Origin of the sequence: Humitalea rosea, from assembly GCF_003253705.1 — a bacterium.
GTDB classification, from domain to species: domain Bacteria; phylum Pseudomonadota; class Alphaproteobacteria; order Acetobacterales; family Acetobacteraceae; genus Humitalea; species Humitalea rosea.
Genome location: NZ_QKYU01000009.1, coordinates 1 through 12270, shown reverse-complemented (window position 1 = coordinate 12270; position 12270 = coordinate 1). Strand labels below are relative to the sequence as shown.

Below are 12270 nucleotides of genomic sequence, written 5' to 3'. Positions count from 1 at the left end.
GTTACCACCGGATCGAAGGAGACTTCCGCATGCTTCGTCGCCATCTCCTGGCCTCTACGGCAGCCACTCTCGCGGCCCCGCCGCTCGTCCGCGCACAAGGTACCGTCTGGCGCCCGGATCGGCCGGTCACGATCGTGGTGCCCTGGGCCGCCGGTGGCTCGACCGACCAGATGGCACGTCTGGTTGCCGCCGAGCTGGAGGGCGCGCTCGGCGCGCGATTCGTCGTGGTGAACCAGCCCGGCGCCTCCGGCTCCATCGGCACGAAGAATGCCCTGGAAGCCCCGAAGGATGGTCTGACCTGGGCCGCCGGCGCCGCCGTCGATGTGGGCTGCTACAAGGTTCTCGGCCTGCTCGACACCGCGCTGGCCGATTGGAACCTGTATTTCGCGGTGGCGAACGTGAACATCGTGGTGGCCAGCCAAGCCTCGGGGTTCAAGGATTTCGGCCAGTTCCTCGATGCGCTGAAGGCACGTGGAGACAATGTCAGTGTCGGCACCGCGGGGATTTCCTCGGCCGGGCACAATATGATGGAGGCGATCCGTCAGGCGAGCGGCATCAGCTATCGCCACGCCACCTATGATGGCGGCGCGCCGGCCACGGTGGCCGCGGTCGCGGGTGAAACCCAGGTCAGCGCGGTGCTGCTGGTGGAGGCGGCCGAGATGATCCGCGCCCGCCGTCTGGTCCCGCTGGCGGTGCAGAGCGAGCAGCCCGTGACCCTGCGCGGCTTCGGCGAGATCCCCTCGATCCTGCGCTGGATACCGAATGTGCCGGCGCCGCTGAACTACTTCGGCATCTGGTCGCCCAAGGGTGTGCCGCAAATGGTGACCGACACGATGAACTCGGTCTGGGCCGAGAAGATCGCGACCAGCCAGCGGCTGAAGGATTACTCCGACAGCCGCGCCGCGCTCTTCGCGCCGCTCTCCGGTGAGCGCGCCTACAACGAGGCCTGGAAGATGGTGCGTCAGACCGCCTGGCTCTACTTCGATGGCGGCAAGGCACGGGTGAGCCCCGACACGCTGGGCATCGCCCGGCTTTGAGCTCCGGCGCCGATGACGCGCCGGTTTCGGCGCGAGCGGATCTGGCGACGGCGGCTGTGCTGCTGGCCCTGGGCATCGCGATCATCGTCGAATCCTGGGGCATGCCCCGGTTCGTCGTGCAATCGGGCACAGGGCTGACGGCCCCCGGCATCGTGCCCGGGTTCCACGGCGCGATGATCGTCCTCCTCGCGGGCCTGCTCGGGCTGCGCTCGCTGCGCCAGGCGGGGACGAAGGGGGCACCGGCCACGGATGTGGGCAGCGTCGCGCTGACTGCGGCGCTCGGGCTGATCTATGCGGTCGGGCTGATCGGGCGCCTGCCCTTCTGGCTCGCCGCCGCGCTTTTTGTGTTTTCCTTCACCGCCTGCTTCGAATGGCGCGCCTCCGCCGGGCGCCGGGTCCGCCGATTGGCCGAGGCCGCGGTGCTTGGCCTGCTCACCGGCGGCGCCGTCACCTATGTCTTTGAACGGATTTTCCTGGTGCGCCTGCCGTGAACGATCCCTTTACCATGCTGGCCGGCGGCTTTTCCTATGTGCTGGGCGGCGGCGCGATCTTCCATGCGCTTTGGGCGACCTTGCTCGGCATCGTGGTCGGTGCCCTGCCGGGGCTGACCGCGACCATGGGCGTCGCCTTGCTCACGACGCTGACCTTCAGCATGGGGCCGCAGGTCGCGATGCTGGTGCTGGTCTGCGTCTATGTCGGCGCGATCTATGGCGGCTCGCGCAGCGCCATCCTGCTGAACATCCCCGGCACGCCGGCCAGCGCGGCCAGCACGCTCGATGGCTACCCGCTTGCGATGCAGGGGCAGGCCGGGCGGGCGATGGGCATCTCGACGCTCGGCTCCTGGCTGGGGACGCTGTTCGGCACGCTGATGCTCGCGATCTTCGCGCCCACGCTCGGCGATTTCGCGCTGTCCTTCGGCTCCTATGAGATGTTCTGGGTGGCGCTGTTCGGGATCATCATCGCCGGTTCGCTTTCGGGCGGCGATTCGCTGAAGGGCTATCTGGCCGGGTTCATCGGGCTTTTCGTCGCGACCGTCGGGCAGGAGAGCAACCACGCCTATGCCCGCTTCGCCTTCGGCAATTCCGATCTGGCGGGCGGGCTGGGGCTGCTGCCGGTGCTCGTCGGCGTGTTCGGCGTGTCCGAGGTGATGGGCGCGATGCGCGGCGCGACGGTGCAGGCGGTCTCCTCCAAGATCGACAGCGTCATCCCGCGCATCAGCGATGTGACGAAATACTGGCGCACCATTCTTCGCTCCGGCGGGCTCGGCACCTTTATTGGCGCCATGCCCGGCCTCGGCGAGGATATCGCCGCCTGGACCTCCTATGCCGCCGCCAAGCGGACGAGCAAGGAGCGCCATTTGTTCGGCAAGGGCAGCGTCGAGGGGCTGATGGCCGCCGAGACCGGCGAAAGCGCCTGTGTGCCCGGCGCCATCATCCCCGTGCTGACCCTGGGCGTGCCGGGATCGGCGCCGGCCGCCGTGCTGATGGCCGCGATGATGATCCATGGGCTGAACCCGGGGCCGATGCTCGCGATCAGCACGCCCGAGTTCATCTATCAGATCGTCGCCATGCTGATCATCGCCGATATGGTGAAGCTGATCTACGGGTTGATCCTCGTGCGGCCGCTGCTCTGGGTGCTGCTGATCCCGCGGTCGCGGCTGATGCCAATCGTCTTCGTGCTGTGCACCATCGGGGCCTATGCGATCACCTCCCGGCTGTTCGACGTCTATGTGATGCTGGGCGCGGGGCTGGTCGGCTTTATCCTGCGGGAGCTGAAGTTCCCCATGGCGCCGCTGGTGCTGGGCGTCGTGCTGGGCGAGCTGCTGGACAAGAACCTGCTGCGTGGGCTGGTGCTGTCGGGGGGGGATATCTCGCCCTTCTTCACCCGCCCGATCAGCGCGTTCCTGTTCGCCCTGACGCTTCTTGCCACGCTCTATGCCGTGCCGGGGCTGCCCGGGCGCCTGAGGGGGATGCTCCGCCGCAAGCCGGCCTGACGCCCGGAAACGGCCATGCCGAAAACGCTATTGCGAGTCACTTGCAACTGAGTGTCATGCCGTGTATCCGATGACCGGCAGGATCAGGGGATGCACGTGCCGACCGAGGCCGAATCGACGCGTAACGACTCATCTCAGGCGAGCAGCACCGCCGGTGCCCCATTGCGGGTGGTCCGAAGCTCCGACCTGTTTGGCGAGCAACGAGAGATCGTTATCCGCCATCGTGACGAGGATTACCGTCTCCGCCTGACCAGCAGCAACAAGCTGATCCTGACCAAGTAATCCCCACCCCTTTCGCCAAGCCAGCACGTCGCCAGCCAGGCCCCTTCCGATCGAGAAGAGAACCGGCATGGCCTACGCGCCTTCCCTGCGGCGACTGCTGCTCGCCACGACCTGTCTGGTGCTATCTGCACCATTGGCCGGGGCACAAACCGCCCCGGATGCGACCGTCCTGGCCCCGGTCGCGGTGACCGCGACGCGCGGCGAGCAATCGATCGATGCCGTGCCGGCGACGGTCAGCGTCATCACCGCCGACCAACTCGACCGCCAGAACGCCGTGCGGCCGCAGGATGCGATCCGCTATGAGCCGGGGGTTTCCTTCGGCAACCAGCCGGCCCGTGCCGGCGGCACCAACTTCACCATCCGCGGCATCGGCGACAATCGTGTGCGGGTGCAGGTCGATGGCGTGCGCCTGCCGGATTTCCCAGGTTCGAACGTAGGCGCCGGCACCTACACGCGCGACTTCGTCGATCTGGAATCGGTGCGGCGGATCGAGATCGTGCGCGGCCCGGCCTCGGCCCTGTATGGCTCGGATGCCATCGGCGGGGTGGTCGCCTATATCCTGAAGGATCCGGCCGACTATCTGGCCGGGCGCGACAGCAACACCTATTTCAGCACGCGCTTCGGCTACAATGGCGCCGACAACAGCTTCACCGAGACGCTCACCGGCGCCATGCGTGCCGACAACATCGACGCGATGCTGCTCTATACCCGGCGGGACGGGCATGAGGTGCGGCCCAATGGCAACCTCAGCGCCAATCCGCAGGATTACACCGTCAACAACGTGCTGGGCCGCATCGTCATCCATGGCCGTGAGGCCGATGCGCTGCGCCTGACCGGCGAGTTCTTCCAGCGCGATACCGACACCGACATCCGCAGCGAACGCACCGCGACCCGTGGCGCTGCGGTGCTCGACAGCCAGGGCGATGACCGCACCCAGCGCGGGCGCTTCACCGTCGATTACACGCGCGAATCTCCGATCGGCATCTTCGACCGGCTGGAGGCACGCGCCTGGTACACCCGCCTCGACCGCACCGAAAACACCGTGCAGACGCGCAGCACCAACACCACCGGGCCGCTGGTTCCGACGCGGCTGCGTGTCTCGGACTTCGAGTTCGAGCAGGAGATCGTCGGCGGCGAGGTGCAATTCGGCAACCGCCTCACGGGCGGCGGCTTCGAGCACCGGCTGACCTATGGCGTCACCGTCGAGCGCACCACCAGCACCCGCCCCCGCGACCGCACCGAGACCAACCTCGACACCGGGGTCACCACCCGGACCATCTCCGGCGAAACCTATCCGAACAAGAATTTCCCGGATACGGCGACGGTGCAGGGCGGGCTTTACCTGCAGGATGAGATGACGGCCGGGCGCCTGACCATCACCCCGGGCCTGCGGCTGGACTACTACAATCTCCGCCCCGATGTGGACGCGGCCTTCAGCCGTTCGGCGCAATCCGCCGCCGCGCAGCAGGTGCAGAACATGGACGAGCTGGCGCTCTCGCCCAAGCTCGGCGCGGTGCTGCGGCTGGATGAGGTGTTCTCGCTCTACGGCCAATACGCCCACGGCTTTCGTGCGCCCGCCTATGACAATGTGAACTTCGGCTTCACCAATCGCGTCTTTGGCTATGAGATCCTGCCCTCGGGCGATTTGCAGCCCGAAACCAGCGACGGCGTCGAGATCGGCCTGCGCGGACGCACCGCGGGCGGAAGCAACTTCCAGGTCGCCGGCTTCTACAACCACTATTCCGACTTCATCGAGACGGCGGTGGTCGGCAACGCCGGCGGGCTGACGCAATACCAGTACCGCAACCTCTCCTCGGTCACGATCTATGGCGCCGAGGCGCGGGGCGAATACCGCATGACCCCGCAGTGGTCGCTGCGCGCCAGCACCGCCTATGCCCATGGCGAGGACAATGACACCAAGCTGCCGATCGACAGCGTCGATCCCTGGCGCTTTGTCGGCGGCGTCGCCTGGCAGCATGAAAGCGGCGTCCGCGCCGAAGCGAACGTCACCCACTCGCTGCGGAACAACCGCACCAGCAGCGACACCGCCTTCCATGCGCCGAGCTACACGGTGCTGGACCTTGCCGTGTCCTATGATTACGGGCCGAACCTGACGGTCAATGCCGGGCTGTTCAACGTCACCGACGCGAAATACTTCAATTCGCAGGATGTGATCGGCCTCGCCGCGAACAGCCAGCAGCGCGACCTTTACGCGCAGCCCGGCCGCTATGCGGCGGTCAATGTGACCTATCGCTGGTGAGTGCCACGGCCGCCTTTTCGCTGATGTCCGATCCCCAGGCGGTGCCATCGCGCCGCCAGGGTCAGGCACGGCGATTCCGGGCGGCCCCGGTGCTTTCGGCGGTGCTGCACGTCGGCGTGCTGGTTGCCGTCGCCTTGCCATGGGGTCAACAGGATCGTGACCCGGGCGCGATGCGGGAAATGGCGGTGGAGTTCGTGCCCGCACCGGCAGCGCCCGATCCCATGGCGCTGGCGGTGCCGGCGGGCCTTGCCGATCCGTGGCCGAAAGAGGTTCCGGCGCCGCCCATGCCCGCGATCCCGGAGCTTCCGGCGGCCCCCGCGCCGGCCGAACGGCCCCTCTCAAACCCGGAGCCGCCGCCTCCGGCGCCGCTTGCCCTGGCGGTGCCGCCCTCGCCGTCGATGGCGGTCCCCGCCGCTCCGCCCGGCATCGCGCCCCCCGCGCCGCCGCCTATGCCTGTCCCGATGCAGGCCGAGGCGGCGCCATTGCCGCTGGCGCCGATCGCACCGCTGGCGCCACCGCCCCCCCCGGTGGCGAGCCAGCCCGACCCGGCCCCGGCGCCGCCGATGGCCATCGCGCCGCCGCCGCTGCCGGCCGAGCCGATGCAGGCCGAGCCGATGCCGGCGCCCCTCATGGCCGAGGCCGCGCCGCCGCCCGCCGAACCCTTGCCGATGCCGCCCCCGCCGCCGCCCGCCGAGCTGGCACAGGCCGAGGCAGCGCCCGCGCCCCGGCGGGCAGCGGCGCCTGCTCCGCGCCCTGCCCATGCAGCACCCGCGCGGGTCGCCACCATGGCGACGGCCCCGGCAGCACCTCCCGCCGCGGAGGCCGCCCCCGCGGCGCCCGCATCGGCGCCGGTCAACACCAACCCCCGCTTCCGTCGCCCGCCGGCGCCGCCGCAGTATCCGCAGCGCTCCGTCGAGCTGAACCAGATCGGCGTCGTCATCATCCGCGCCCTGGTCGCCCCCGACGGCGATACCAGGGAGACCCTGGTCTGGCGTTCCTCCGGCCATGCGCTGCTGGATGCCGCCGCCCTGGCCGCCGTGCGGCGCTGGGCCTTCGAGCCGGCCGCCCAGGACAACCGCCGCATCGAGGCCTGGGTCGAAGTCCCCGTCCATTTCCGTCTGCGCTGACCGCCAAGGAGCCTGCCATGACCCTCAACGAACGCCATGCCGAACTGAGAAATGCCGAGCCCAAGCTGCGCATCCGCGATGCCGCAGCCCGGCTCGGCACCACCGAGGCGGCGCTGGTCGCCCTCGACCCCGGCGCGATCTCGCTGCGGCCGGACTGGGCGGCGCTGATCGGGGCCATGCCGCGCGTCGGGCAGATCATGGCGCTGACCCGCAACGATCACGCGGTGCATGAGCGTCATGGCCGGTTCATCGATGTCAGCTCCGGACCGGGGCACATCCTGGTGCTGGGGCCGGATATCGACCTGCGGCTCTTCCCCGGCCGCTGGGCCTACGGCTTCGCGCTGGGCGGGGAGCGGCCCTCCATCCAGATCTTCGATCGCGACGGCGAGGCGGTGCACAAGATCTTCGCGGTCGAGGCCACCGACCGCGACGCCTGGGCGGCGCTGGTCGCCGAATTCGCCATGCCCGTCATCGCGGCCCCCCCCGAAACGGTGCCGAGCCTGATACCGCCGGCGGAAGAAGGGCTGGTCGATGCCACGGCCCTGCGGGACGACTGGCGCGCCCTGCGCGACACCCATGATTTCGTAACGCTCCTGCGGCGCCATAAGGCGACGCGGCGCCAGGCGCTGGCGCTCGGGGGGGATGATCTGGCGCTTCGGCTCGCGCCGGATGCCGCCAGCGCCGCCTTGCGGGCCGCGGCCGGGGTTGGGCTGCCGGTGATGATCTTCGTCGGCAATCGCAGCGCGATCCAGATCCATACCGGTCCGGTGCAGCGGCTGCGGCCCTCGCCCGGTGGTTGGTTCAATGTGCTGGACCCGGCGTTCAACCTGCATCTGCGCGAAACCGGCATCGCCGAAGCCTGGCGCGTGGTGAAGCCGACCGATGACGGGCCGGTGACCAGCATCGAGCTGCTGGACACGGCCGGATCGGTGATCGGGCAGTTCTTCGGCGCGCGGAAGCCGGGCCAGGCGGAGTTGACCGGCTGGCGCGCGATCGTCGATGCGGTGGCGGGCGAGCACGCGCTGTTGCCGGCATGACGATCGCCCGCCGCAGCCTGCTGGCCGCGCCGCTGCTGCTGCACGCGGCCGGCCTGCGTGCCGAGGGGCGGCGGATTGTCGCGATCGGCAGCGCCGTTACCGAGATCACCTTCGCACTGGGTGCCGGGCCGGGCGTTGTGGCGGTGGATACCACCAGCGGCTTCCCAGCGGCGGCGGCGGTCCTGCCCCGTATCGGGTATCTGCGGGCGCTGCCGCCCGAAGGCCTCATCGCCCTGTCGCCCAACCTGCTGCTGGTCTCCGATGAGGCGGGCCCCCCCGGCGTGATCCAGGTGCTGCGCGAGGCCGGGCTGCCGCTGGCGATGATCCCCGACGGCGCCGGGGGCGCAGCCCTGTCCCGCAAGATCCACGCCGTCGCCGCTGGGCTCGGGGTCAATGGAACGCCGCTGGCGGAGGCCGTGGCCGCGGATTGGGCGGCGCTGGATGGCATGGCTGAAGTGCCGCCCGTTGCCGCCCTGTTCGTGCTCTCGGTCGCGCGGGGGGCGCCGCTGGTGGCGGGACGCGCGACGCATGCGGATGCGATGCTGATGGCGGCCGGGGCGCGGAACATCGCCGCGGGCTTCAGCGGCTACCGGCCGCTCTCGGCCGAGGCGGCCATTGCCGCGGCGCCGGAGGTGATCGTGATGATGGCCCATGTGGTCGAGGAAGCCGGGGGCGTCGCCGAGGTCTTGCGGGCGCCGGCCTTGGCGGTGACGCCGGCCGGCATGGCGGGGCGGCTGGTGGTGGTGGATGGGTCCTACGCGCTCGGCTTCGGGCCACGCGCGGCCCATGCGCGGCGCGATCTCGCGGCGATGCTGCACCCGGGGCTGGCGCTTCCCACCCTGCCGGAGCGGCCGTGGCTTCGCGCTTGAAACGATGGCTGCCGGTGCTGGCCCTGTTGGTGCTGGCCTGGGTGATGCTGATGGCGCTGCTGCTGGGTCCGGCGCGGGTCTCGCCGGCCGGGTTCTGGGCGGTTCTGGCGGATGCTCTGGGCCTGGCCCCTCTGCCGGCCGAGTTTCGCCGTGATGCCGTGGTGCTCGGCGTCATTCGCGGGCCTCGCGTGGTCCTCGGCGCGCTGGTCGGGGCTGGGCTGGCGGCGGCCGGCACGGCCATGCAGGGGTTGTTTCGCAATCCCTTGGCCGATCCTGGGTTGATCGGCGTTTCCGCCGGCGCCGCCTTGGCGGCGGTGGGCGCGATCGTCCTGGCGGGGCCGCTGGTGGGGGCCGCGGCCGGGATGATGGGGCTCTGGCTGCTGCCGGTCGCGGCCTTCATCGGCGGGCTCGGCGCGACGCTGGCGATCGCGCGGCTGGCGCGGCGGGGTGGGGCGACGGCTGTGGGCACGCTGCTGCTGGCGGGCGTGGCGGTGAATGCGCTTTGTGCCGCGCTGACGGGGCTGCTGATCTTCATGGCGGATGACCGCCAGGTGCGCGACATCACCTTCTGGACCTTCGGCAGCCTGGCCGGGGCGCGCTGGGCGCAGGTGCCGGTGGCGCTGGTGCTGGTCGGGCTGCCGGTGCTGGGGTTGCTGGCATTGGCACGCCCGCTGAATGCGCTGGTGCTGGGCGAGGCCGAGGCCTTCCACCTCGGCATCCGCGTCGAGCGGGTCAAACGGGTGGCGGTGGCGCTGGCGGCGATCGCGGTTTCGGCGGGGGTGGCCTTCACCGGGTTGATCGGCTTCATCGGGCTGGTGGTGCCCCATCTGGTGCGGCTGGCGGTTGGCGGGTCCGATCACCGGCTGGTGCTGCCGGTGGCGGCGAGCCTGGGCGGCGCGCTGCTGGTGGCGGCGGATCTGGCGGCCCGCAGCCTGGCGGCCCCGGCCGAGGTGCCGATCGGCATCGTCACCGCGCTGCTCGGCGCGCCCTTCTTCCTGTGGATGCTGCGGCGGCACATCGCATGATCGCGGCCCATGACATCACCTTGCGGCGCGGCGGGCGGCAGTTGCTGGATGCCGTCTCCCTGGCCGTGCGGCCGGGGGAGGTGGTGGCGCTGGTCGGCCCCAATGGCGCCGGGAAATCAACCCTGCTGCGGGTGATGACGGGCGAACTGACCCCCAATGCGGGGGCGGTCACCTGGGCCGGGCGGAGCCTTGGGGCCTGCACGCCTTTGGCGCTGGCGCGAGGGCGGGCGGTGGTCAGCCAGCAGGCGCGCATCGCCTTTCCCATGACGGCCGCTGAGATCGTGGCGCTTGGCCGCCTGCCATGGCACGGCACGCCGCAGGGGGCGCCTGCGCGCCAGGCGGGGCTGGTGGCCGCCGCATTGGCCCGGGCCGGGGTGCCGGAGGCGCTTTGGCACCGCCATTACGATACGCTGTCCGGCGGCGAGCAGCAGCGCATCCAGCTGGCCCGGGCCCTGGCGCAGATCGAGGGCGCGCCGGCGCCGGTCGCGCTATTTCTGGATGAGCCCACGGCCAGCCTCGACCCCGGCCATGCGGCAGCCTTGCTACGGTGTCTGCGCGCGCTGGCCCGCGAGCGCGGGGCGATGGTGCTGGTGGTGCTGCACGACCTCAATCAGGCGGGTTTTGTGGCCGATCGTGTGGCGTTGCTGCGGGAGGGACGGCTGGAAGCGGAGGGGCGGCCCGGGGATATGCTGTCGGCGGAACGGCTGGGCGTGCTCTACGGGGTGCGGTTCCGGGCGGCCGGTGGCTTGCTGGCACCGGACTTCGCGGCGTGATGGGGCTTTCGTCGCGAGCGCGCCTGGGCTAGAGGACAGGACGCGGGACCCGTAGCTCAGCTGGATAGAGCGCTGCCCTCCGAAGGCAGAGGCCGAAGGTTCGAATCCTTTCGGGTCCGCCACCTTACGCTGGAGCGCGCGGCGCTATCCGATGACGGCTGCCGCCGCGATTGAGCTGCTTACGCTGCGGACAACATTGCATCGATCAGCGAATTGAGGGCGGGGTCACGAGGGCGGAACTACTCCGTCTATCGCCACCGAAAATTTTCGAGCCGGCTTGGTCAGATATCCGCGCACCTCCGGGCTCGCTGGCAGAACCATGTATCCGGTAGCCAAGTCGCCGAGGAGCAAAGACGCTTCACGAGGCCGTAGCCGCCAATGGAGTGCGATTAACACGCATAACGCAGAGTCCAACTTATCCTGATGCACCTTCTGCGGCCGGGCAGTTTTTCCGGCAACGCGGCACCATTCCGCCAATTCCTCGCAACCCAGCAGGTGAGCCTGTTGCGCAGCGCTTTCCGCCACACGGACCCAGTCGGCCAAGCGAAAGGTCTTCCTGCGATCCGGATTGTATTTGGGCGCACTCAGCCGCCCGAAGAATCCGTCGCCCAATGACGCCAGCGCGAGAGCCGGAAAGACCTCCATCAAATAGAGGCCGTCGGGTGCTAACCGAGCCTGCTCAGGGCGCTCCTCAGCGCTCAGCGCCATCAGAAAACGCCAGATTGGCGAAGCGTTACAGAACATGCCCTCCCTTCCGCGATTGGAGGGCTGTACACCCCCGCCAAGCCAGCTAACGAGGGAAGCGGCCACACGTTCTACCGGCCGCATGCTGGTCAAATTAGGAACCACCGTCGGCTGGTCCAGCGCGACAAGCGTGGCGCCGCTGTCGGAGCGAACTTTCTGGATGAAAGTGAGTGCCTGGTCGAAGGATACCAGTTGCGGGGCATGGAAACGTGCGGGATGCCCGTTCTCGATGCCGACGGCGCAGATGGCTCCGGGAGCTTTCAGATTATCCGTCCACGCGGAATCAAAGCCGATGTAAATGTCCATGGTTGGTAAGCGGTGGTTCCGGGCCCTTGTCGCTGCGGCTTGACGCTCAGCTGTTTTTCGCGGGCGCCCAGTGCCAGGGCATGAGCTCGTCGATGCGGCTCTCGAGCCAGCCATTCACCAGGCGCGTCAGCACGTCGGTGAAGTAGCGCTGCGAATCGACGCCGTTCAACTTGCACGTCTCCACCAGCGAGGCGATCCAGGCCCAGCGCTCGCCGCCGTCATCGCCCGAGGCGAACAGCGCGTTCTTCCGGCTGAGGCAGACCGGACGGATGGCCCGCTCCACCACGTTGGTGTCCATGTCGAGCCGGCCGTCGCCGAGGAACCGCTCGAGGCCCTCGCGATGGTTCAGCGCGTAGCGGATCTTCTCCGCCGTCGGCGCGCGTCCCGGCAGGCGCGCAAGCTGCATCTCGAACCAGGTGAACAACGCCGTGACCAGCGGCTTGCTCTTGGCCTGACGCGCCGCGCGGCGGACCTCGGGCGATTTGCCGCGCAGCTGCGCCTCGATGGCATAGAGTTCCGCGATCCGCCGCAACGCCTCGGTCGCAATCGGCGCCGCGCCGCTCTTGGCCAGATCGTAGAACTGGCGTCGGACATGCGCCCAGCAGAATGCCAGTGTCGGTCCATTGGCTTCGCCGCAGGACAGGCTCTTGTACCCGGCGTAGCCATCGCACTGCAGCAGCCCAGCATAGTCGCCGAGCAGTTTCTTCGCGTGCTCCTTCCCGCGGCCCGGCGCGTAGCGGAACACCACCGCAGGCGGGTCGCTGCCGCCCCAGCTCCGGTCATCGCGCGCGATCGCCCAGGCATAGCCCGTCTTCGT

At 69.5% G+C, this 12270-nt stretch carries 12 protein-coding genes and 1 tRNA gene; 11 read left to right on the top strand and 2 right to left on the bottom strand.

Annotation, left to right across the window (positions count from 1 at the left end):
* Positions 1-29: 29 nt before the first annotated feature.
* The 11 genes from C8P66_RS09050 (at position 30) to C8P66_RS09000 (ending at position 10525) form a co-directional block, all read left to right on the top strand.
* Complete coding sequence (locus tag C8P66_RS09050) at positions 30-1037, top strand: tripartite tricarboxylate transporter substrate binding protein (RefSeq protein WP_111397931.1); 1008 nt, start codon at positions 30-32, stop codon at positions 1035-1037.
* Positions 1034-1528 (top strand): tripartite tricarboxylate transporter TctB family protein, encoded by a 495-nt coding sequence (locus tag C8P66_RS09045; protein WP_158537174.1) that lies wholly within the window; start codon positions 1034-1036, stop codon positions 1526-1528. Before C8P66_RS09050 ends, C8P66_RS09045 begins: the two co-directional genes overlap by 4 nt.
* Positions 1525-3030, top strand: a complete 1506-nt coding sequence (locus C8P66_RS09040) for a tripartite tricarboxylate transporter permease (RefSeq protein ID WP_245903355.1) — start codon at positions 1525-1527, stop codon at positions 3028-3030. The genes C8P66_RS09045 and C8P66_RS09040 overlap by 4 nt, the downstream gene beginning before the upstream one ends.
* A gap of 90 nt (positions 3031-3120) precedes the next feature.
* Entirely contained in the window at positions 3121-3312 is a 192-nt protein-coding gene (hemP, locus tag C8P66_RS09035) for a hemin uptake protein HemP (protein WP_111397928.1), read from the top strand.
* Between the two features lie 67 nt (positions 3313-3379).
* Complete coding sequence (locus tag C8P66_RS09030) at positions 3380-5572, top strand: TonB-dependent hemoglobin/transferrin/lactoferrin family receptor (RefSeq protein ID WP_111397927.1); 2193 nt, start codon at positions 3380-3382, stop codon at positions 5570-5572.
* A 23-nt stretch (positions 5573-5595) separates the two neighbouring features.
* Positions 5596-6699, top strand: coding sequence for an energy transducer TonB (locus C8P66_RS09025; RefSeq protein WP_158537173.1), 1104 nt, complete (start codon positions 5596-5598; stop codon positions 6697-6699).
* A 17-nt stretch (positions 6700-6716) separates the two neighbouring features.
* Positions 6717-7736, top strand: coding sequence for a hemin-degrading factor (locus tag C8P66_RS09020; RefSeq protein WP_111397925.1), 1020 nt, complete (start codon positions 6717-6719; stop codon positions 7734-7736).
* Positions 7733-8605 (top strand): heme/hemin ABC transporter substrate-binding protein, encoded by an 873-nt coding sequence (locus tag C8P66_RS09015; protein WP_111397924.1) that lies wholly within the window; start codon positions 7733-7735, stop codon positions 8603-8605. Before C8P66_RS09020 ends, C8P66_RS09015 begins: the two co-directional genes overlap by 4 nt.
* The gene (locus tag C8P66_RS09010) at positions 8602-9630 is read left to right on the top strand and encodes a FecCD family ABC transporter permease (protein ID WP_245903352.1); all 1029 of its coding nucleotides are present in this window, start codon (positions 8602-8604) and stop codon (positions 9628-9630) included. The genes C8P66_RS09015 and C8P66_RS09010 overlap by 4 nt, the downstream gene beginning before the upstream one ends.
* On the top strand, positions 9627-10403 hold the full coding sequence (locus C8P66_RS09005; RefSeq protein ID WP_111397923.1) for a heme ABC transporter ATP-binding protein: 777 nt from the start codon (positions 9627-9629) through the stop codon (positions 10401-10403). The genes C8P66_RS09010 and C8P66_RS09005 overlap by 4 nt, the downstream gene beginning before the upstream one ends.
* 45 nt (positions 10404-10448) lie before the next feature.
* Positions 10449-10525, top strand: a tRNA-Arg gene (locus C8P66_RS09000).
* 103 nt (positions 10526-10628) lie between these two features.
* Here the strand turns inward: C8P66_RS09000 and C8P66_RS08995 are convergent.
* Both C8P66_RS08995 and tnpC read right to left on the bottom strand, forming a co-directional pair.
* Positions 10629-11453 carry a DUF429 domain-containing protein gene (locus C8P66_RS08995; protein ID WP_111397922.1) on the bottom strand — a complete coding sequence of 275 codons (825 nt, stop codon included), beginning with the start codon at positions 11451-11453 and terminating at the stop codon, positions 10629-10631.
* 46 nt (positions 11454-11499) lie between these two features.
* On the bottom strand, positions 11500-12270 hold a 771-nt coding region (gene tnpC / locus C8P66_RS08990; RefSeq protein ID WP_111397921.1), incomplete at its 5' end, for an IS66 family transposase.